Here is a 19,364-nt window from a genome sequence, read left to right on the forward strand (position 1 = left end):
GCAATCAGGAGCCACAACTTCATGTCGACAAATCGATTTGGCGTGCGCGCGCTCGCCGTCCTCGGCGTTGCCGGACTCGCCGTTCTCGGCACCCCGACCATCGCATCGGCGCACGTCAGCGCCCAGCCGTCCGACTTCACCCAGGGCGGCCGCGCCACGTTCGCGTTCCGCGTCCCGAACGAGCGGGACAACGCCGGCACCACCAAGATCGAGGTGACGCTGCCGACGGACACCCCGCTCACGTCGGTGCGCACCAAGCCGCTGACCGGCTGGAAGGCCGAGGCGGTCAAGGCCAAGCTCGACAAGCCGGTGACCATCGCGGGCAAGGAGGTCACCGAGGCGTTCAAGACGATCACCTGGACCGCCGACCCCGGCGTGAAGATCGGGATCAACGAGTACCAGGAGTTCTTCGTCGCGCTCGGGACCCTGCCGGAGGGCAAGGACAAGCTCGAACTGCCGACCAAGCAGACCTACGAGAACGGCGAGGTCGTCGACTGGTCGCAGGCCACCGGCGCCGACGGCAAGGAGCCGGAGCACCCGGCGCCCGCGCTGAAGCTCGCCCCGAAGGCCGCCGGCGCTGACGAACACGGCGGCCACGGCACGACCCCGGCCGCTGACAGCCACACCGACACGCACGAGGCGTCGGTCTCCGGTTCCGACAAGACCGCCCGCTACCTCGGTGGCGCCGGTCTGGCCGTCGGCGCGCTCGGCCTGGGCTTCGGTGTCGGCGCGATCCTGCGGTCGAGGCGCAAGGCATGAAGCGCGCTCTAGTCGCGTTCCTGTTCGCTGGTGCGGCCGTGCTCGCCACGGCCGCCCCCGCGGCGGCGCACAACGCGTTGATCAGCAGCGACCCGAAGGACAAGACCTCGCTGGAGGTCGGCCCGTCCACGGTCACGCTGACGTTCGACCAGGACGTGCAGGGCGGTCAGGGCATCAACGCGATCTCGGTGATCGACTCCAGCGGTGGCCACTACGAGGTCGAGGGCGACCCGACGATCAAGGACACCGCGGTCAGTCAGAAGATCAACGCGCTCGGCAAGGCCGGGCAGTACAAGATCGGCTATCGCATCCTGTCCGCGGACGGCCACCCCGTCTCCGGTGAGCTGACGTTCACGCTCACCAAGGACGGCACCGGCACGCCTCGCCAGGTCGCGGCCAGCGACACGGCCGACAGCGGTTCGAGCGACGGTCTGCCCATCTGGGTGTGGATCGTCGGCGCCGTGGTGCTGCTCGGCGGTGGCGTGTTCTTCGCCCTGCGCGGCGGAGGCACGAAGGCATGAGCGACGTCCGGACCGCCGCCCCCTCCCACTACCGCGTGCTCGCCGGGCTGATCTTCGGCGCTCTCGCGGGCATCGCGCTCGGCCTCGCGCTCGCACCACCTGTCGTGGTCGCCGGGGTCGTGGACGCCGGGGCGGCGGTCCGGTACGGCCTGCCGGTCACGCGGGTGCTGCTCGACGTCTCGGCGACGATCGTCGTCGGGCTGTCGATCCTGCCGAAGCTGCTCGGCTTCGACCGGCCCACGCACACCGAACCGGTCATGAAGCTCGCCCGGCCGGCCGCGGTCATCGCCGCCGCCGTCTGGGTGATCACGGCGTTGCTGGCGATCGTGCTGCAGGCCGCCGAGCTGCGACCGGGCAGCAACGTCAGCATCGGCAACGCGATCGACTACATCGCGAACGTCGGCGCGGGCAAGGGACTGCTGTTCAGCGCGGCCTGCGCGTTCATCTACCTGATCATCGGCGTGATGGCCGTGCGCAGCGGCGAGTCCGTACCCGCTGAGCTGCGGATTCTCATCTCGATGTTCGGGCTGCTGCCGATCCCGGTGACCGGGCACGCCTCCAACTGGAAGTACCACGACTACTCGATGGTCTCCATGGAGCTGCACGTGCTGGGCGCCGCGGCCTGGGCGGGCGGGCTCGGCGCGTTGATGGCCTTGGTCGCCTACCGCAAGGGGCTGCTGGCGGTCGCGCTGCCGAAGTTCTCCACGGTCGCGACCATCAGCCTGATCGTCGTCGCGGTGACCGGCCTGTTCAACGGACTGCTGGAGCTGATCCTCAATCCGGTCGTGCCGTTCCCGCAGTCGCTGGTCACGACCGGCTACGGGTTGCTGTTGCTGGGCAAGTCGCTGTGCGCCGGCGCGATCGCACTGCTCGGCGCGCACATCCGATGGCGGTTGCTGCCGAAGATCTCCCAGCACAAGGTCACCGCGATCGTGCAGTGGGCGATTCTGGAAGTGACGATCATGGGCGTGGCGTTCGGCCTCGCCGTGATCCTCAGCCGCGCACCCGTCAGCTGAACCCCATCGCCACCCGCACCAGGTCGGCGACGGCACGCGACCTGCTGTGCGGCGGCCAGGCGATCACCGTCGTCACCTTCGGCGCGTCGACCACCGGCACCGCGACCAGGCCTTCGAGCAGGCCCGTGCGGACGATCTCCGGCATGACCGCGACGGCACGGCCGAGCGCGATCATCTGGAAGAGCTGGGTCAGGTTGTGCACCTCCACGCCGGGGCCGGGAAGATATGTGCCGTCGGGCTCCGGCCAGCGCGCGAGCTCCGGCAGATCGATGACGTCGGCCATCCGCAACTGCGCCGCACCGGCCAGTGGATGCGAGTTGGGCAGGACGGCGTACTGACTCTCGCTGTACAGGGCCTCGGCATCGAGACCGGCGGTCGAGTCGTACGGCTCGTGCAGGATCGCCACGTCGGCCCGGCCGTCGAACAGCGGTTGCCGGGTGTGGGCCTCGCACAACAGCAGTTCGACGGCGATCGCGCCGGGCTCGGCGGCATAGGCGTCGAGGAGCTTCGCGAGCAGTTCACTGGAGCCACCGGCTTTCGCGGCCAGCACCAGCGACGGCCGGTCGACGGTGCGGGTGCGCCTCTCGGCGGCGGCGATCGCACCGAGGATCGCCCGTCCCTCGGCCAGCAGCACCGCGCCCGCCTCGGTCAGCGAGACCTTCCGGCTGGTGCGGGTCAGCAACGCGACACCGAGTCGTTGTTCGAGCTGGGCGATCGTCCGCGACAACGGTGGCTGGGCGATACCGAGCCGGTCGGCGGCCCGGCCGAAGTGGAGCTCCTCGGCCACCGCGACGAAGTACCGCAACTCTCGCGTCTCCACGCCGTCAACCGTATCGATATCAACCGGGTATCGCTGCCAGACCGAAGTGATGTTGGTTCTGGCGACGCCGCAGACCACGATCAAATGCATGAGCGAACAGACGATTGCGCTGGTCACCGGCGCGAACAAGGGCATCGGGTACGAGATCGCGGCAGGGCTGGGTGCCTTGGGGATGAGCGTCGGAGTCGGCGCGCGGGACCGTCAGCGCGGTGAGGAAGCAGCGGCGAAGCTGTGCGCAGAGGGCGCTGACGCGTTCTTCGTGCCGTTGGACGTGACCGACGACGAGAGCGTCACTGAAGCGGCAGCGCTGTTCGAGGAGCGGTTCGGCCGGCTCGACGTGCTCGTCAACAACGCCGCGATCGCCGGAGGGTGGCCGGACCAGCCGTCGACCGCCACGCCGGAGAGCATCAGGGCGGTCGTGGACACCAACGTGATCGGCGTCGTCCGCGTCACCAACGCGCTGTTGCCGCTGCTGAGCCGTTCATCAAGGCCGCGAATCGTGAACATGTCGAGCCACGTCGCGTCACTGACCTTGCAGAGCACACCGGGTCGCGGCCTCGGCGGGGTCAGCGGGACCTACTCGCCGTCGAAGACCTACCTGAACGCGATCACCGTCCAGTACGCCAAGGAGCTGGAGAACATCAAGGTCAACGGTGCGTGCCCCGGATATGTGGCGACCGATCTCAACGGCTTCCAGGGGACCGACACGCCCGCCGAAGGAGCCAGGATCGCGATCAGGCTGGCCACCCTGCCCGACGACGGGCCGACCGGGGGCCTGTTCGATCACAGCGGACCGGTGCCCTGGTGATTGTTCAACGTGAAACATCCGCATGATCAGGACCGCACTCGGCGAGTGGTCCGATCGGCGCGGCGAGCTGCGCGCGAATGGACTAATCGGTGATCAGTCGAGCCGAAGATTCTTCACGCATGCGCGCCAGCCGGTTCATCGTCCGCTGACCGCGGCGGTCGAGCTCACGGCTGTCGATCCAGCCCTGCGCGTAGTAGCGGTAGTCCTGAGCGAGGGCGACCAGCTCCGCGAGGTAGTCGGCTGACCTGCGCCGACGCTCCTCGTCGAACCCCGCCAGAAGCGGTAGCTGGGTGTCCACCACCTCGTCGAGCAACTGCGCGGACCGCAGCGCTCTCCTGGAACGCCACCTCCGAGTAAGGCTCACGCGCCGCACCTCGTCCTTCGCCCCGACCTGCCGCACCTTAGGCGTGGATTTCTCGCCCGTCGATGCTGCATTCGTGTGCGAAGGCCCTGGCGTTACCGGTTCGTGTCCCACGCCATCCAAAAGTGGTGCTATGCGGTCCAAACGAGATGGGATCAGGCGGCCGACTCGGTGCCGGTGAAGCGGGCGACGCGGTCCGCGAGCTCGCGGGCCTCGGGGTTGTTGCGGCGCTTCTCGGCCTCCTGGCGAAGCGGCTCCATGCGCTGCTTCGTGCGCACCGACTTGAGGCTTTCCGACAGGTCGACGGCCTGGCGACCGATCTTGGCGCCGTGGTCGATGTCGCCTTCGAGCAGGTGGTTGATCGCCATCGAGGTGAGGTTGAACGAGCGGCTGCGCGCGTACTCGTCACCGAAGTTGTTGATCGCCTTGGACAGCGCCGGGATGGCGGTCCTCGTGTACTTGGCGTCCACCGTCTGCGCCAGCTCCGTGTGCACCGTGCCGATCATGGACGAGAGGTCGATCTCGTTGAAGAACTTGGCCCAGGCGGGGGCTTCGGTGACGTTCGCGCGGGAGAACTCGTCGCGCGCCCGACCGAGCAGCTTGAGCGCCTGCTCGTCAGAGCCCATCTTCGCGTAGGCCCAGGCCTCGTTCGCGCACAGGATGCCCACCGCCAGCTCGGAACCCGAGTTCTGCGCGGCCAGCTGACCCAGCTGGAACACCTTCAGCGCGTCGTCCGGGGCGTTCTGGTGCAAGTAGACGCGACCCATGCGGTACAGGATGTTCGCCATCAGCGCCTCGTTCTCGCCCTGCTTGGCGAGGTCGAGCGCCTGACCGAAGTGGTTGCGGGCCGAGTCCATCAGGCCCGTGTCGAACGACGTCCAGCCAGCGAGGTTGTGCAGGTCGGCCAGCGCGACGTAGAGGCGCTGCCGGACCACGTCCGTGGAGCTGGCACCGAGCATCTGCTGTCCCCAGGACAGCTGGGCGACCACCGCGTCGCGGCAGGAACCGCCGCCGTACTGGTAGTCCAGGGCACGCAGAGCCCGCGTCGCCGCTTCGACCTGGCGCACATCGGTCATGCCGATGCGTCCCGGAGCCGGAGTCTGTGTGGGGTGTGAAACCCACGACCCGGAGTCCGCTCCGAACACGGCCGCGCCCACTGTCACGGCGGCGGCGTGCGCGAGGAACTTCCGACGCTTCACCGACTCGTCCTCCTCAGGATGGGGTGAGTCCGCGGTTGCGGCCACCCTCACTGCCGTTGTCTCGTCATAGGCGAGACCCATGTATCCACGTGGGACACCCAAGCCAACGGCGATCCGGGTAAGGACGTCATAAGCCATCACCTGGCGTCCCTTGAGGATCTCCGAGACTTCGGACTGCGACTGCCCAGTGAGCGCCGCGATCTGGCGCTGGGACACGCCGTGCCGTCGGAGCAGCCGGTAGACCGAGCTGATCTCTCGTCGGGCCAGTGCGTCCCGCATCTCCTGCTGGTCCCACACCTCGGCGGGAATCGGAGAGCCCTGGGAACTCATGGTGTTCATCGCGCACCCTCACAGTCCGTTGGGCGTCATCGGCAGACTAGGGGCAGGTCCCCGAGTCGAGAAGTCCTCTTCGGCGGAGCTGATCGGCTCTACCGAATACCGCTTACCGCTCACCGTAAGACTTCCACCGGTCAGCGCTGTGACGTCCCGTTCCGGCATGAATCATCGCAATCTAGATTCCGGTAAGCGAGTGAGCACGGAGAGGAACGACCAATCGTGGACAGCTCCTCCCCTGGCTCCACCTCCATTGTGGAGACGGGTGACACCGAATCCACATGGCGCGGCACGACCGGGCAACGTCGGACGTGGCAGATCAGCTGCGGCGACGTGGTCGACCGGGACCGCCAGCTCACCGTGAAGGTCGTTCAGGGCCAAGTGGTTCTGGTCGGACCTCCCGGGGAGACGGCAGTCTTGTCCCACGACCAGCTCGTACAGCTCAGGGCCGCGCTACGCGAAGCCGCCGACCAGGCGGAAAGGTGACGGTGAAGTTGTGGACGCGATCCTCGGACAGGTTCTTCGCAACGCTGTGTGGGAACGTCTCGACCTGCTCACGGAGCTGGCGAGCCGCGCTGACGCCCCGTCCCTCCTGTCGGTGGCTCGATCCGAGCTCCCTCGGCTGACCGAGGGATGGCGTGCTCTGCTGGCAGCGCACGAGCCGGACGAGAAGGGCAACTGCCCCGAGTGCTCCGGCCGTTGGCGCCAGCAGAAGTCACCTTGCTCGGTGTGGCGCGCCGCGTACGAACACCTGGTTGCGGGCGGACTCGCCCCGCGCCCGGCTCGCCACCTGCGCGAGGCTCCGGTGACTCCTCCTGTCACCAGGACCCGCCGCGCGGTGGCTCGAGCCCACTAACGGGCCTTTGCGACCGACCTGGCGTCCCCCCGACACGACCAGGTCTGCAAACGGCCTACTGACCGGTGGTCCGCGATGTGCGAACCCCCGACCGCTACATCGCGGACCCCGGTCAGCTTTTCCACAACTCCACAGATTCCCGCGGGCCGGTGACGTGCACCTACCCTCCCCGACCGTCGTCGGCCCGCGGTCACCAACCACGGCCCTTGTCTGCACCTCCCGCGCAGGCAAGGGCCGTTTTCACGTTTCCGGAAGGAACGCGGGGGCCCCGCGTTTCCTTCAGGGGAACGCGGGGCCCCCGCGTTCCGCTTCAAAGCAGGCGTTAGCGGTGGGTGCCGGTTTTCCAGGTGAGGTACGAGGTCAGGCCTGGGAAGAGCCGGCCGGAGAGCTCGAACGCCTTGAGCTGCCACGGGAAGAGGTGCTCGGCGCGTTCCTCCTCCACCGCGTCGACGATCGCCTTGGCGCAGCGTTCCGGGGTGACGGTGGGGATCAGCCGAGCGACGGCCGGGATGCGTTCCTCGGCGCCCGGGTTGTTGTTGAAGTACTCGCTGGAGACCTTGCCCGGCACCACTTCGCTGATCCCGACTCCGGTTCCGCGCAGGTCAAGACGCAGAGAAGCGGTCAGGCCGCGCAACGCCCAGCGCGCCGACTGGTAGCCGACGCAGCCGGGAATCGGCAGCCGCGACACCGGCGAGTTCACGTTGACGATCCAGCCGGACCGCCTGGCACGCATCGCGCCCAGGTACTCCCTGGTCAGCAACAACGCCGCCAGGTAGGGCACCGAGGTCATCGTCTGCAGTTCGTCGGCCGAGGTGTCGTCGAGGAACAGCCAGCGGCCCACACCTGCGTTGTTCACCAGCACATCAGGCGTTTCGACCGCCTCGGCGAGCGCGCGGATCTCCGCGGCGTCCGACAAATCCGCCACGTGAGCGGTCGCCGAGCCGCCGAACTCGGTGATCCGCTTGACCTGTAGATCAAGCAGTTCGGCGCTGCGGGCCACAAGGTCGACGTGCGCGCCGCGACCGGCGAACCGGAAGGCGGCCTCCGCCCCGATCCCCTGGGACGCTCCCGTGACCAGAACCCTCTTGCCGGACAGACGCATCAGACCACCGATCGCACTCGACTCATCAACACCGCCGCCAGCGTCGTCGCCAGCGCCGACACCGCGAACAGGCCGCGGTAGCCACCCAGGTTGGCCAAGATCAACGCCGTCAGCAAGGGGGCGATGACCTGCGGCAACGCGTTGGCCACGTTCAGCACGCCCAGATCCTTGGCGCGATCGGACGCGGCCGGCAGCACCTGGGTGAGCAACGCGATCGCGACCGCCCAGTACGTGCCGAACCCGACGCCGAGCAACGGGGAGGCGATCAGCACCGCGGTCCAGGTCGGCCAGATGACCAGGATCAACGCCGCCAGCGCCATCACGGCCGAAGCGCCGTAGACATACGGCTTCCGGCGCCCGGAACGATCACTTCGTGCGCCGAACAGCACCGCTCCTGCGGCGAGCGCCACCCCGTAGAGCGCCATCAGCACCAGCAGACCGTCCTCCGGCGACGGGTGGTGGACCATGTCGCCGAGGAAGTAGAGCAGGTAGAGCGTCCCGAACGCGTTGCCGAGGTTGATCATCAGGTGCCCGCCGAAGGCCCACGCGAAGTCGGGGTGCTCACGCGGCGAGATCCAGAACGTCGGCTTGACCGGCTTCACGCTGAGCTGCGTGTCTGGTGTGCGGAACACGAAGAAGATGGCACCCGCCAGCACGATGACCGCGCACGCCAGGTAGCCCGCCGGCAGTCCGGTGACCAGCAACGTCACCACCACCGCGCCCAGCACGGTGCCGAGCATCTGGCTGATGCCGATGAGTCCGCCGACCTGGGCTCGTTGCGCCACGGGCACCCGGTCCGGAACGGCCGAGGTCAGCGCGGCGAGCATGCCACCGATCCCCGCCTGCACCAGGCACCAGCCGATGGTCATCACGACGACCGACGGCGCGTTGGCGAGAACGGCCAGGCCGACGGCGCCGAAGATCGCACCGCCCAGCGTCCACGGGTGGCGGCGGCCGAACCGCGAGGTCGTGCGGTCGGACAGGAACCCGATCAACGGCACCACGACCAGCGACACCAGGCCGCCGAAGCCGGTGACGATGCCGAACACGAGCTCCTTGTTCGCCTTGTTCAGCAGCTCGGCCTGCTGCGGCAACAGCACCTGGATCGGCGCGTAGACCGCCAGCCACAGCCCAAGGTTCGCGAAGAACAACCACGCCATCCACCCGCGGCGGACGCGCACCACCGGTTCAGCGAGCGCCTCACTCACCACTGATCACCTTTCTGTACCAGTGGAACGAGTCGCGCGGCGTGCGTCGCTGCGTCTCGTAGTCGACGTGCACCAGGCCGAACCGCTGTGAGTAGCCGGCTTCCCACTCGAAGTTGTCCATCAGCGACCACACGAAGTAGCCGGAGACGTCCGCTGCCTGCGCGGCCTTGAGGTGTCCGTCGAGGTAGGAGACCCGCGCGGTGTCCTGGATCTCGTCCGGGAAGCTGCAACCGCTCTCGGTCACGTACACCGGCGGCAGGTTCGGGTGCCGTTCGCGCAACGACGTGATGATCTCGGTCAGCCCCGACGGCACGATCGGCCAGCCGAAACCGGTCCGCTCGTACTCGTCGATCTCCACCAGTTCGAACGGCAGCGGGTTGCCCTCGGACGGGTTCTTCAGCCGCGTCGGGTTGTAGTAGTTGACGCCGTAGAAGTCGAGCGGCTGGTGGATCGTGGCCAGGTCACCATCGGCGATAGGCAGAAGTTCGGCGACTGCGTCGGGATATCGGCCCGACAGCACGGGGTCCGCGTAGATCCAGTTGTGGATTTCGCTGTAGGCCTCGGCAGCTGCTACGTCGTTCGGAGTAGCCGGCCACGCGGGAGTGTGGTTGTTCGCCGTACCAACGGCCTGAGCGTTGAACGACCGGAGCACCTCGACCGAACGCCCGTGAGCGAGGTTCAGGTGGTGGGCGGTCGGCAACGCGTCGAAGAGCAACGTCTTGCCAGGGGCGTGCTCACCGATCGCATAGCCCTGCAACGTCACCATCGCGGGCTCGTTGATCGGGATCCACAGCTTCACCCGGTCGGCGAGGCGTTCCGCGACCAGCGCGGTGTAGTCGGCGAACCGGTCGGCGATGTCCCGGTTCAGCCAGCCGCCCTCCGCTTCGAGCGCCAGCGGCGTGTCCCAGTGGTACAACGTGACCACGGGGGCGATTCCGACGTCGACGAGCGCGTCGACCAGACGGTCGTAGAAGTCGAGGCCTTCGGAGTTGACCGGGCCCGTGCCGGTGGGCTGGATGCGCGGCCACGCGATCGAGAACCGATACGCGTTCACGCCGAGCTGTGTCATGAGCGCAACGTCCTCGCGCCACCGGTGGTAATGATCGCAAGCAACGCTGGCGTTGTCGTTGTCGTGTACCGGAGCGAAGTCGTCCCACACGGAGGGACCCCGGCCGCCTGCCTTGAACGCGCCCTCGATCTGGAACGCGGACGTCGACACTCCCCAGAGGAAGTCGCTCATCGATCCTCCAAATGTGAAACTTGTTCGGATCGTAGGCGTGTTGACAGGTTCAGGGAAGTGAAAAGGCCGTACAACAGGCAAGATGGAAGCACCCGAACTACTGGGAGTCGCCGTGACGAGCACCACCCCGCTCCGCCGTCAGCCCGTCCAGCAGCGCAGCGCCAAGAGAGTAGAGCGAATGCTCGAGGCCTGCGCGACCCTCATCGACGAGGTGGGCTACGACGGCGTCACCACCACGTTGATCGCGGAGAGAGCGGGTGTCGCGGTCGGTTCGCTGTACCAGTTCTTCCCGGACAAGAGAGCCGTCGTGCAGGCGCTGACCCTGCGCAACGTCGACAGGTTCTCCCAGGGCATCACCGAACGGCTCGAACAGGCGACGCTCGAGCACTGGTGGGACGCCGTGGACACGGTGTTCGACGTCTACGTGACGATGCACCGCGAGATCCCCGCGTTCGGGAAGCTGCACTTCGGTGACGTCGTGGACATGCGGCTGCTGGACGACCGCCGCGACAACAACGCGGTCATCTCCGACAAGATCTCCGAGCTGATCTCGGGCAAGTTCGGCATTCCGATGGGCGAGGTCGGGCTGCCGATCGCGATCGCCGTCGAGGCCGCCGACGCCGTGCTGAAGATGGCGTTCCGCAACAGCACGACGGGCGACCAGGCGATCCTGATCGAGGCGAAGGCGCTGGTCAGGGGCTACCTTTCGTCGCGCCTTCCCGCCTAACCGAAGTTCCTGCGCTCGCCGCGGTACGTGGGCACGGTCCGCTCGATGCGGTCACCGTGCACCAGGTGCACCTCGTCGAACCGCTCGAACAGCTCGCCGGCCTTGGCGTGCCGCATCCAGACGCGGTCACCGATCCTCAGGTGCTCGGCCGCCTTGCCGGTGACCGGTGTCTGCACCTCGCCGGCACCTTCGAGGCCGAGCGTCTTCAGCCCTTCCGGCAGGTACGGCGACGGCTGCCGGTCCGGGGTCGGCGTGCCGGACGCGATGTACCCGCCCGCGAACAACGTGGCGGTGTGCTTGTTCGGCTTGCGCACCACGGAGAGGGCGAACAGCGCGGCGGGTTGCGGCTTGAACGCCTGGTACCCGTCGAACAACGTCGGCCCGAAGAGCCCACTGCCCGCCGCGAGCTCGGTGACCGACGGGTCCGATCCGGTCAGCTCCAGACTGCCCGTGCCGCCGCCGTTGACGAACTCCAGGTCGGCGACCTGCCGCACCGCACCCACCACGGCGGTCCGGCGGTGAATCAGCTCCGGCCCGGACCGCGCCTGGATGAACCGGATCCCGAGCGCACGCAGCGGCTGACCAGGCGGGTTGTCACCCAGTCCGGCGATCTGCCCCTCGTACGCCATGACGCCGACGAGCTTGAAGCCACGCCGTTGCGCGATCTTCGCGGCGAGCGCCTTCGCCTGGGCCGGCGTGTGGATCGACGACCGGCGCGGCCCGATGTGGACACCGGGCAACGGCCGCCACGACACGTCCAGCTCCAGGCACACCCGGATGTCCGAGTGCGGCCCGATCGCCGCGTCCACGAAGTCCAGGTGCTCGGTCGAGTCGACCATGATCGTGACCCGCTGACGTGCGGTCTCGTTGGCCGCGAGCTTCTGCAGCGAGGCGCGGTCCGCCGTCGGGTACGCCACCAGCAGGTCTTCGCTGACGTTCTGCTCCGACAACCACAACGCCTCGGCCAGCGAGTAACACATGACCCCGTGGTAGCCGGGCCGTTCGAGCGCCCGGCTCACCAGGTCGCGCACCCGAATCGACTTGCTCGCCACCCGGATCGGATGACCGGCAGCGCGACGGGCGAGGTCCGCCGCGTTGTGGTCGAAGGCATCCAGGTCGACGATCGCGAACGGAGGATCCAGGTCCTTCGTCGCGGCATCGAGTCGGTTTCTGCGCATGCACTGACGGTACGTCGTAAACCCTTGAAACGTGAAGAGCTTTCACTTACGTTACTCGCAGGTCACACTCTCTCGTGGAGGTCCGTGTGTGGACGAACTGGGCTAGAACGGCTTCGTGCACGCCGACGCGCGTCGCCCACCCGTCCTCCACCGACGAGATCGCAGCAGCGGTCACCTCAGGAAGCCGTGTCCGCGCGCGGGGCAGCGGTCACTCGTTCAACGACATCGCGGTCGCGCCAGAAGTGGCGCTGGACCTGGACCGTTGGACGGGAATCGTGCGCGCGGACACGGAATCCGGCCTCGTGACCGTACGCTCCGGCACCCCACTGCGCGCCTTCAACGCCGACCTGCACCGTCTCGGCCTGGCCATGCCGAACCTGGGCGACATCGACGCCCAGACCGTCGCGGGCGCGATCTCCACCTCGACTCACGGCACCGGCGCCAAACTGGGCGTCCTCGCGACCGCTGTCTCAGAGCTCGAACTGGTTCTGGCCGACGGTTCCGTGGTGAGTTGCTCCCGCTCCGAACGGCCAGACCTCTTCAACGCGGCCAGAGTCGGCCTCGGCGCGCTCGGCATCATCAGCACCGTCACCCTGCAGTGCGTCCCGTCGTTCGTCCTGCAAGCTTCCGAAGCCCCAGGCCGCCTGGACGCCGTGCTCGAACAGTTCGACGACCTCTGCGCCGTCGAGGACCACGTCGAGTTCCACTGGTTCACCCACTCCGACCGCGTGATCCTCAAGCGCAACAACCGAATCCCCGAGCCCGCGCGGCCGTTGTCGAAGTTCCGGCAGGCCTGGGAGTACGAGGTCATGGAGAACGCCGCGTTCGGCGCGGTGTGCAAGGTGGCCAAGACGTTCCCGCGGCACACCAAGCGCCTCAACGAACTCTGCGGCTCGCTGATCTCCGAGCGTTCCTACTCCGACTACTCGCACAACGTCTTCGTGACGCCTCGCCGCGTGAAGTTCGTGGAGACCGAGTTCTCCATCCCGCGCGAGACCCTGCTGGACGTCATCGGCGAACTCCGCAAGGTCGCCGGCAAACTGGGCGAACGCGACCACCTGATCGTCCCGTGCGAGGTCCGCGTGGCTCAGGCCGACGACATCTGGCTCTCCACGGCGAGCGGCCGCGACACCGCCTACATCTCGATGCACCAGGCACTCGGCATGCAGTACGAGGCTTTCTTCGACGCTTACGCCAGCATCGCCGCGAGCGTCGGCGGCCGCCCGCACTGGGGCAAGATGCACAACCTGACCGCGGCCGAACTCCGCCCGCTGTACCCGCACTTCGACGACTTCCTGCGGGTGCGGGACGAGGTCGACCCAGGCAGGACGTTCACGAACGCCTACCTGGACCGCGTGCTCGGCTAGAGGATCGCGCGAACAGCCTCGGCGATCGGCGTCTCGCCGTTCGTCAGCTCCAGCGTCTTGCCGATCGTCCCCGGCGCGTTCAACAGCTCCGCCAGCACCGCAGCGACGTCCGCACGGGTGACCGACGCACGCGGCAACCGAGGCGGAGCGATGGTCACCAACCCGGTGGGTGCGTCGTTGACGAGCGGACCCGGCCGCAAGATCGTCCAATCGAGATCACGAGACTTGAGATCTTCCTCGGCCAGCGCCTTCGCCTTCAGGTAGACCGCGAACTCCGGGTCCACGGAAGGCGAGTCGGCATCCTCGATCCCCACGGTCGACACCTGGAGGAACCGCCTCACTCCCGCTTCCACAGCGGCGGAGGCGAACAGGGCAGCAGATCCGTAGTCCACGGTGTTCTTGCGGGCTGGTCCGGACCCAGGCCCTGCACCAGCCGCGAACACCGCCGCATCGGCACCGTTCAGGTACTCCGCGACCGAGCCCACTTCAGCGGACTCCAGGTCGCACAACACCGGAACAGCTCCGGCTTCCTGCACATCGGTGAAGTGATCGGGGTTTCGGACCAGCGCGGTGGCGGCGTCTCCACGGGTGGCCAGCAGCTGCTCGAGAAGCAGCGCGATCTTTCCGTGTCCGCCGGCTATGACTACTCGCATGGCCCGACCGTAAATCAGGAAGCGGTGGCCAGCACCTGCTCGTAGACCAGCTCGTTGACCCAGCGGGTGATGGCGGTGTCCTCGGCGGGCACGTTCTCCTGGCGGCCGGACACGTCGACCGAGAGGTCCTTGTCGTCGTCGGCCAGCAGGACCGAGACGCCGTAGCGGCGGACGCGCGGCAGGCAGTTCGACAGGTAGTCGTGCGAGAAGGCGACCGACTCCGGCAGGACGACGGCGGCGTTGCCGTAGCGGGAGAAGGGAACCGCGGAGGCCAGACCGGTGCGCCAGTGGCGGGCGACGGCCAGGACGCCGACAATGCGGACGGCGGCCGGCGGAACGCGGCCTTCCATCTCCGGCCACACCCACGTGGAGACGGTGGTCTTGTCGGCCTCGGGGCCCGCACCCACGCACACGCGCTCGGCGTGGGCGTCGGCGAGCAGTTCGGCCACGACGACGACCTTGCGGCCCATCAGAACCATTTCGGGGAGAACCACGCCGTGCCAGCCGAGGCGGATCGCCGCGGCGGCTGCCAACTCCTCGACGGACGCGGGCAGTTCCGGAACCGGGAGCGCGGTCGTCGACAAACCGTTCGAGCTGTCGAGGGCCGCGATCCTTGCTGGGGTGCTGCTCACGCCAGTGCCTCCTCGTCACCCGCGGCGGGCGATCCGCCGCGTTTCGACTCGTGCTCTGCATAAGGATTAGCAGGAAGCGCACGGCCCGCTCCCAGGTCAGCGCACCCCCTGCGATCGACGGCGCCGACCGGTCGGTGACCGGTCGAAGAGCGGCGCGGGGAGTTCGGTCCTACGGTGCTGCCGTCTGGGTGACGTTAATCCGGATGGACGCACCAAAAGAGCTGCTCAGAGTGGGTGCGTCACGCGTGAGGGCAAAACGGCGGTGAGCGGCGCCGGTCACCGTCCGTCGACCGTTCACCGCGCCAGAACGACCACCTACATGATGATCACGGTCTTGCCGGGCCCGTGACCTGCGAAAACATCAACAGCTTCGCGCAACGGCACGCGGCGGGCGATCGGCACCGAAAGGTCTCCCGCCTGCACCATCGACGCGAGCCGCACAAGCGTTTCGCGCGACCCCTTCATGCCGAAGTTCTGCGCTTTGTCACTGGAGACGTAGTTGGTGTTGAAGGCCAACGGCGCGTAGCGCGCGTTCGCCTCGAACGACGAACGGTCGGTGCTCACGAGGTCGATCAACGCGTCGGCTTCGACGAGGGAGTCACCACGACTGATCGGGATGACCCGCTTGCCGGCCGCACGCGCGATCTGGACGGCGAACGACCCGACGCCACCGTTCGGTCCGATGATCAGCACAGATTCCGCGGAACCCAACGACTCGACCAACTGGAGTGCTGTCATACCCGCGGTCGGCAATGCGGCGGCAACGGCGGGATCGAGGTCTTCCGGCAACGGCGCCAACGCGTTCCCGGCCGGAACTGTGACGTACTCGGCGTACGTTCCGCGGCCGACGGGATGGTGGAAGAAGGTGCCGAAAATCCTCTCTCCGGAACCAACCACCTCACCCGCACCATCAGTTCCGGGAACCAACGGGAACACGTGCTCGGCTGAACTGCGGAGCATCCCGTTCAGAACTTTGCGGTCGAAGGGGTTCACACTCGCCGCGAACAACCGCACCGTGAGCTCGTTCGGGCCCGCTTCAGGCTCCGGAAGCTCCACGAGTTCGAGCTGTGCACCGAAATCAGGTGCCCCTATCGCCCACATGCCGACCCCCGAACGAGTGACAGACATCACCTGTTGGATCAAGGAATCCGATACTGCCGATCAACGAAAGAACCCCTCTCGCGGATTCCGCGAGAGGGGTTCCATCTGTCTTTGGATGGGCAAGGGGGGAGTTGAACCCCCACGTCCTTTCGGACACACGGACCTGAACCGTGCGCGTCTGCCATTCCGCCACTTGCCCCTGGAGACGTTGGGAACACTAGCACGCGTCCAAACCGGGTTCCTAATCGCCCCCTGTAGGCGGAGTCGTACCCGGATACGATCGGTACAGGAGCCCGTCCGAGCGGAAGGAGTTGACGTGGGCCTGCAACGTTTCGAGCGCAAGCTGGAAGGTCTGGTCGGCAACACCTTCGCGCGCGTGTTCGGCGGCAACGTCGTGCCCCAAGAGGTGGCACAGGCGCTGCAACGGGAGGGTGACAGCAACATCCGCGAACTCGCGGGTGGCAGACTGCTAGCCCCCAACCACTTCACCGTGCTACTCGGACCACAGGACCACGAACGTCTTGCGGGCGATGAGCAGGATGAACTACGCATCACCCAGCTACTCGCAGAGGGCCTGCGAGAGCACCTGGCCGAGTCCGGATGGGATACCTATGGTGACGTCGTAGTCTCCCTGGAGCGCTCCGAGGCGCTGCACACCGGACAGTTCCGAACCAGCTCGTCCGTCGACCCCGACGTGAAAGCGGCCAGCCGACGGTCAGCACAACCTCGCACCGCAGGAGACCGACCCATGAGCCAGCCACCCGGCTACGGACAAGGACAGGGCCAGCCCGGCCAGGACCCTTATGGTCAGGGCGGCTACGGCCAGCAGGGCTACGACCAGCAGCAGCCGGCATACGGCCAGCAGCAGGGTTATGGCCAGCAGGGTTACGACCAGGGCTACGGCCAGCAACAGGGCTACGACCAGGGCTACGGCCAGCAGGGCGGCGGCTACGGCGCCGGCCAGCCCGGCCAGCCCGGCTACGACCAGGGCTACGGCCAGCAGCAGGGCTATGACCAGGGCTACGGCGGCGGCCAGCAGCAGGGCGGCGGCTACGACCAGGGCTACGGCCAGCAGCAGGGTTACGGCCAGCAGGGCTACGACCAGGGGTACGGGCAGCAGCAGGGCGGCGGCTACGACCAGGGCTACGGCCAGCAGGGCGGGTATGACCAGGGTTACGGCCAGCAGCAGGGCTACGGCCAGCAGGGCGGCTACGACCAGGGCTACAACCAGGGCGGATACGCCCCGCCGGCGACCCAGGGCGCGAACCGTCAGCTGAACGCGACGCTGCACCTCGACGACGGATCCAACCGGACGTACAACCTGAAGCAGGGTGGAAACGTCGTAGGACGTGGGCAGGAAGCCGACTTCCGCCTCCCGGACACGGGAGTCTCCAGGCGCCACCTGGAAATCTCCTGGGACGGGCAGAATGCGATGCTCGCTGATCTCGGTTCGACCAACGGCACCACGGTGAACGGCACACCAGTGCAGACTTGGCAGCTCGCGGAAGGCGACGTCGTCCGCATCGGCCACTCGTCGCTGGTATTCCGCACCGCCGGCTAGTGGTCGACATGGGCGTCGGTAAGCAACTCAAGGCAGGAGCGGTTACAACCGGTGCAAGAGCTGGTGATGCAGCTGACCAGAGCGGGCTTTCTCGTGCTCCTCTGGCTCTTTGTGCTGGCCGCCCTACGTGTGGTCCGCTCTGATCTCTACGCAGCCTCAGGGCTCCGGGCGTCAGGTCTGCCCGGATTCCGGAGGTCCGAGAAGTCGGCGAAGGGAAGCAAGGCGCCCCGGCAACTCGTGGTCACCCACGGGGCGCTGACGGGCACCCGCATCTCGCTCGACGGCAGGCCGATCCTGATCGGCCGCGCTGACGACTCCACTCTCGTGCTGGACGACGACTTCGCGTCGACCAGGCACGCGAGGCTGTCCATGCGCGGAACCGACTGGTACGTGGAAGACCTCGGCTCCACGAACGGCACCTACCTAGACCGAGCCAAGGTCACCGCACCCCTGCGCGTACCTCTCGGCACCCCGATCCGCATTGGCAAAACGGTGATCGAGCTGCGCTCATGACCTTGGTTCTTCGATACGCGGCCCGCAGCGACAGGGGTCTGGTTCGCTCCAACAACCAGGACTCCGTGTACGCGGGCCCCCGCCTGCTCGCAGTCGCCGACGGCATGGGTGGCCACGCCGCCGGTGAAGTCGCGAGCAAGGTGGTCATCGCCTCGCTGGCCCACGTCGACGACGACGAGCCGGGCGACGACCTCCTCGGCAAGCTCCGCGACGCGGTCGCGGCCGGCAACGGCGCCATCTCCGAGCTCGTGACGAGCGACCCGGACCTGGAGGGCATGGGCACCACGCTCACGGCCATCCTGTTCGCGGGCAACCGCCTCGGGCTCGTGCACATCGGCGACTCGCGCGCGTACTTGCTCAGAGAGGGCACGTTCGCGCAGATCACGCACGACGACACGTTCGTCCAGTCGTTGATCGACGAGGGCCGGATCACGCCGGACGAGGCCGCCACGCACCCGCAGCGCTCGTTGCTGCTGCGCGCGCTGACCGGCCACGACTTCGAGCCGAGCCTCACCGTGCGCGAAGCGCGGTCCGGGGACAGGTTCCTGCTCTGCTCGGACGGTCTGTCCGGCGTCGTGAGCCTGGAGACGCTCGACGAGGCGATCCGCATCCCCGACCCGCAGGCCTGCGCGGACCGGATGATCGAGCTCGCGCTCAAGGGAGGCGGCCCCGACAACGTCACGGTGATCGTGGCGGACGTCGAGGACGTCGACTTCGGCGACGACTACCCGATCGTCGGCGGCGCGGCCGGAGACGGCAGCGAGGAGCACAACACCCCGCCGGACTCCGCGGCGTCCAGGGCGAGCGCGCTCACGCAGCAGCGCCCGCCGATGCCGCAGCGCATGGAGGCACCGCCACCACCGCCGCAGGACCCGAAGCGCAAGAAGCGCAACGCCATCAAGGCGTTCGCGATCATCTTCGTGCTGCTCCTGCTGACGGCTGTCGTCGCGGTCGGCGCCAAGCTGTGGCTCAACACCCAGTACTACGTCGGCGCCACCGAGGACGGCCAGGTCGCGATCTTCCGCGGCCTCAACGGCACCGTGCTCGGGTTCAAGCTGTCGTCCAAGGTCGAGGGCTCGTGCCCGCCCGGATCGACGGGCTGCTCCGAGATCACGCTGAAGGACCTGCAGGAGGGTGGTCGCAAGACCATCACCGCGGGCATCCGGAGTGACAACGGGATCGACGGCGCGCGCGCCGCGGTCAGGTTGCTGCGCACGGAGCACATGCTGCCGTTCTGCAAGGACACTTCGTCGACGGCGACGACCACCACGACCACGACGCCGCCGCCGAGCACGTCCAGCAGTTCGAGCACGCCGCCGGCGAACGGTTCACCGGACACCGGGGCCACCGAGCCGACGCCCACCCCGACGGGGCAGAAGGTCGGCGTGGAATGCCGGGAGGGTCCGTAG

General features: G+C 67.7%; 21 protein-coding genes and 1 tRNA gene. 11 read left to right on the forward strand and 11 right to left on the reverse strand.

Features of this window, described 5'->3' with window-relative positions; all coding sequences use genetic code 11:
* Positions 1-42: 42 nt before the first annotated feature.
* From ABZX92_RS08585 to ABZX92_RS08595, 3 genes are read left to right on the forward strand one after another with little or no spacing between them, the layout of a single operon-like run.
* Positions 43-759 carry a YcnI family protein gene (locus tag ABZX92_RS08585; protein WP_355555461.1) on the forward strand — a complete coding sequence of 239 codons (717 nt, stop codon included), beginning with the start codon at positions 43-45 and terminating at the stop codon, positions 757-759.
* Positions 756-1,280 (forward strand): copper resistance CopC family protein, encoded by a 525-nt coding sequence (locus ABZX92_RS08590; protein WP_355555463.1) that lies wholly within the window; start codon positions 756-758, stop codon positions 1,278-1,280. Before ABZX92_RS08585 ends, ABZX92_RS08590 begins: the two co-directional genes overlap by 4 nt.
* Positions 1,277-2,296, forward strand: coding sequence for a CopD family protein (locus ABZX92_RS08595; protein ID WP_355555465.1), 1,020 nt, complete (start codon positions 1,277-1,279; stop codon positions 2,294-2,296). The genes ABZX92_RS08590 and ABZX92_RS08595 overlap by 4 nt, the downstream gene beginning before the upstream one ends.
* Here ABZX92_RS08595 and ABZX92_RS08600 read toward each other — a convergent pair.
* Positions 2,289-3,116: a LysR family transcriptional regulator gene (locus ABZX92_RS08600; protein WP_355555467.1), complete on the reverse strand. Its 828-nt coding sequence runs from the start codon at positions 3,114-3,116 to the stop codon at positions 2,289-2,291. The two genes, ABZX92_RS08595 and ABZX92_RS08600, sit on opposite strands and share 8 nt — an antisense overlap.
* Before the next feature lie 88 nt (positions 3,117-3,204).
* Between ABZX92_RS08600 and ABZX92_RS08605 the strand changes: the two genes are divergently transcribed.
* Positions 3,205-3,924 (forward strand): SDR family oxidoreductase, encoded by a 720-nt coding sequence (locus ABZX92_RS08605; protein ID WP_355555469.1) that lies wholly within the window; start codon positions 3,205-3,207, stop codon positions 3,922-3,924.
* An 82-nt stretch (positions 3,925-4,006) separates the two neighbouring features.
* Here ABZX92_RS08605 and ABZX92_RS08610 read toward each other — a convergent pair whose 3' ends face one another.
* Positions 4,007-4,288 carry a hypothetical protein gene (locus ABZX92_RS08610; protein WP_355555471.1) on the reverse strand — a complete coding sequence of 94 codons (282 nt, stop codon included), beginning with the start codon at positions 4,286-4,288 and terminating at the stop codon, positions 4,007-4,009.
* Positions 4,289-4,440: 152 nt separating this feature from the next.
* Positions 4,441-5,823 (reverse strand): helix-turn-helix transcriptional regulator, encoded by a 1,383-nt coding sequence (locus tag ABZX92_RS08615; RefSeq protein ID WP_355555473.1) that lies wholly within the window; start codon positions 5,821-5,823, stop codon positions 4,441-4,443.
* Positions 5,824-6,069: 246 nt separating this feature from the next.
* Here ABZX92_RS08615 and ABZX92_RS08620 point away from each other — a divergent pair, with 246 nt between their 5' ends.
* Both ABZX92_RS08620 and ABZX92_RS08625 read left to right on the forward strand, forming a co-directional pair.
* Positions 6,070-6,303: a hypothetical protein gene (locus ABZX92_RS08620; protein WP_045313063.1), complete on the forward strand. Its 234-nt coding sequence runs from the start codon at positions 6,070-6,072 to the stop codon at positions 6,301-6,303.
* A gap of 10 nt (positions 6,304-6,313) precedes the next feature.
* Positions 6,314-6,673 carry a hypothetical protein gene (locus tag ABZX92_RS08625; RefSeq protein WP_035909125.1) on the forward strand — a complete coding sequence of 120 codons (360 nt, stop codon included), beginning with the start codon at positions 6,314-6,316 and terminating at the stop codon, positions 6,671-6,673.
* A gap of 322 nt (positions 6,674-6,995) precedes the next feature.
* On the opposite strand, the gene ABZX92_RS08630 is transcribed toward ABZX92_RS08625, so the two are convergent.
* Genes ABZX92_RS08630 through ABZX92_RS08640 form a run of 3 tightly spaced genes read right to left on the reverse strand, consistent with a single transcriptional unit; the run spans position 6,996 to position 10,223 of the window.
* Positions 6,996-7,775 carry an SDR family NAD(P)-dependent oxidoreductase gene (locus ABZX92_RS08630; RefSeq protein ID WP_355555475.1) on the reverse strand — a complete coding sequence of 260 codons (780 nt, stop codon included), beginning with the start codon at positions 7,773-7,775 and terminating at the stop codon, positions 6,996-6,998.
* Positions 7,775-8,935, reverse strand: a complete 1,161-nt coding sequence (locus ABZX92_RS08635) for an MFS transporter (protein ID WP_355555516.1) — start codon at positions 8,933-8,935, stop codon at positions 7,775-7,777. The genes ABZX92_RS08630 and ABZX92_RS08635 overlap by 1 nt, the downstream gene beginning before the upstream one ends.
* A 40-nt stretch (positions 8,936-8,975) precedes the next feature.
* Positions 8,976-10,223 carry a GH1 family beta-glucosidase gene (locus tag ABZX92_RS08640; protein ID WP_355555477.1) on the reverse strand — a complete coding sequence of 416 codons (1,248 nt, stop codon included), beginning with the start codon at positions 10,221-10,223 and terminating at the stop codon, positions 8,976-8,978.
* Positions 10,224-10,335: 112 nt separating this feature from the next.
* Here ABZX92_RS08640 and ABZX92_RS08645 point away from each other — a divergent pair, with 112 nt between their 5' ends.
* Complete coding sequence (locus ABZX92_RS08645; protein ID WP_355555479.1) at positions 10,336-10,950, forward strand: TetR/AcrR family transcriptional regulator; 615 nt, start codon at positions 10,336-10,338, stop codon at positions 10,948-10,950.
* On the opposite strand, the gene ABZX92_RS08650 is transcribed toward ABZX92_RS08645, so the two are convergent.
* Entirely contained in the window at positions 10,947-12,128 is a 1,182-nt protein-coding gene (locus ABZX92_RS08650; RefSeq protein ID WP_355555481.1) for an amino acid deaminase/aldolase, read from the reverse strand. The genes ABZX92_RS08645 and ABZX92_RS08650 overlap by 4 nt on opposite strands.
* Positions 12,129-12,202: 74 nt before the next feature.
* Between ABZX92_RS08650 and ABZX92_RS08655 the strand changes: the two genes are divergently transcribed.
* Positions 12,203-13,495 carry a D-arabinono-1,4-lactone oxidase gene (locus ABZX92_RS08655; RefSeq protein ID WP_355555483.1) on the forward strand — a complete coding sequence of 431 codons (1,293 nt, stop codon included), beginning with the start codon at positions 12,203-12,205 and terminating at the stop codon, positions 13,493-13,495.
* On the opposite strand, the gene ABZX92_RS08660 is transcribed toward ABZX92_RS08655, so the two are convergent.
* The 4 genes from ABZX92_RS08660 to ABZX92_RS08675 form a co-directional block, all read right to left on the reverse strand.
* Positions 13,492-14,148 carry an NAD(P)H-binding protein gene (locus tag ABZX92_RS08660; RefSeq protein WP_355555485.1) on the reverse strand — a complete coding sequence of 219 codons (657 nt, stop codon included), beginning with the start codon at positions 14,146-14,148 and terminating at the stop codon, positions 13,492-13,494. The two genes, ABZX92_RS08655 and ABZX92_RS08660, sit on opposite strands and share 4 nt — an antisense overlap.
* A gap of 14 nt (positions 14,149-14,162) precedes the next feature.
* Positions 14,163-14,780, reverse strand: coding sequence for a hypothetical protein (locus ABZX92_RS08665; protein ID WP_355555486.1), 618 nt, complete (start codon positions 14,778-14,780; stop codon positions 14,163-14,165).
* 315 nt (positions 14,781-15,095) lie between these two features.
* Positions 15,096-15,836 (reverse strand): NADP-dependent oxidoreductase, encoded by a 741-nt coding sequence (locus ABZX92_RS08670; RefSeq protein ID WP_355555488.1) that lies wholly within the window; start codon positions 15,834-15,836, stop codon positions 15,096-15,098.
* Positions 15,837-15,997: 161 nt separating this feature from the next.
* Positions 15,998-16,080, reverse strand: a tRNA-Leu gene (locus ABZX92_RS08675).
* A gap of 117 nt (positions 16,081-16,197) precedes the next feature.
* On the opposite strand from ABZX92_RS08675, the gene ABZX92_RS08680 reads away from it, so the two are divergent.
* Genes ABZX92_RS08680 through ABZX92_RS08690 form a run of 3 tightly spaced genes read left to right on the forward strand, consistent with a single transcriptional unit; the run spans position 16,198 to position 19,364 of the window.
* Positions 16,198-17,442 carry a DUF3662 and FHA domain-containing protein gene (locus ABZX92_RS08680; protein WP_355555490.1) on the forward strand — a complete coding sequence of 415 codons (1,245 nt, stop codon included), beginning with the start codon at positions 16,198-16,200 and terminating at the stop codon, positions 17,440-17,442.
* Between the two features lie 51 nt (positions 17,443-17,493).
* Positions 17,494-17,955, forward strand: a complete 462-nt coding sequence (locus ABZX92_RS08685; protein WP_045313035.1) for an FHA domain-containing protein — start codon at positions 17,494-17,496, stop codon at positions 17,953-17,955.
* The gene (locus ABZX92_RS08690; protein ID WP_355555492.1) at positions 17,952-19,364 is read left to right on the forward strand and encodes a PP2C family serine/threonine-protein phosphatase; all 1,413 of its coding nucleotides are present in this window, start codon (positions 17,952-17,954) and stop codon (positions 19,362-19,364) included. The genes ABZX92_RS08685 and ABZX92_RS08690 overlap by 4 nt, the downstream gene beginning before the upstream one ends.

It is taken from the genome of Lentzea sp. NPDC006480 (assembly GCF_040611995.1).
Lineage (GTDB): Bacteria > Actinomycetota > Actinomycetes > Mycobacteriales > Pseudonocardiaceae > Lentzea.

Excerpts from the sequence above, each read along its gene's own strand:
- ABZX92_RS08640 (WP_355555477.1), bottom strand. The coding sequence starts at position 10,223 with ATGAGCGACTTCCTCTGGGGAGTGTCGACGTCCGCGTTCCAGATCGAG.
- ABZX92_RS08615 (WP_355555473.1), bottom strand. The coding sequence starts at position 5,823 with ATGAACACCATGAGTTCCCAGGGCTCTCCGATTCCCGCCGAGGTGTGG.
- ABZX92_RS08650 (WP_355555481.1), bottom strand. The coding sequence starts at position 12,128 with ATGCGCAGAAACCGACTCGATGCCGCGACGAAGGACCTGGATCCTCCG.
- ABZX92_RS08595 (WP_355555465.1), top strand. The coding sequence starts at position 1,277 with ATGAGCGACGTCCGGACCGCCGCCCCCTCCCACTACCGCGTGCTCGCC.
- ABZX92_RS08690 (WP_355555492.1), top strand. The coding sequence starts at position 17,952 with ATGACCTTGGTTCTTCGATACGCGGCCCGCAGCGACAGGGGTCTGGTT.
- ABZX92_RS08630 (WP_355555475.1), bottom strand. The coding sequence starts at position 7,775 with ATGCGTCTGTCCGGCAAGAGGGTTCTGGTCACGGGAGCGTCCCAGGGG.
- ABZX92_RS08590 (WP_355555463.1), top strand. The coding sequence starts at position 756 with ATGAAGCGCGCTCTAGTCGCGTTCCTGTTCGCTGGTGCGGCCGTGCTC.
- ABZX92_RS08660 (WP_355555485.1), bottom strand. The coding sequence starts at position 14,148 with ATGCGAGTAGTCATAGCCGGCGGACACGGAAAGATCGCGCTGCTTCTC.
- ABZX92_RS08635 (WP_355555516.1), bottom strand. The coding sequence starts at position 8,935 with ATGGCGTGGTTGTTCTTCGCGAACCTTGGGCTGTGGCTGGCGGTCTAC.
- ABZX92_RS08605 (WP_355555469.1), top strand. The coding sequence starts at position 3,205 with ATGAGCGAACAGACGATTGCGCTGGTCACCGGCGCGAACAAGGGCATC.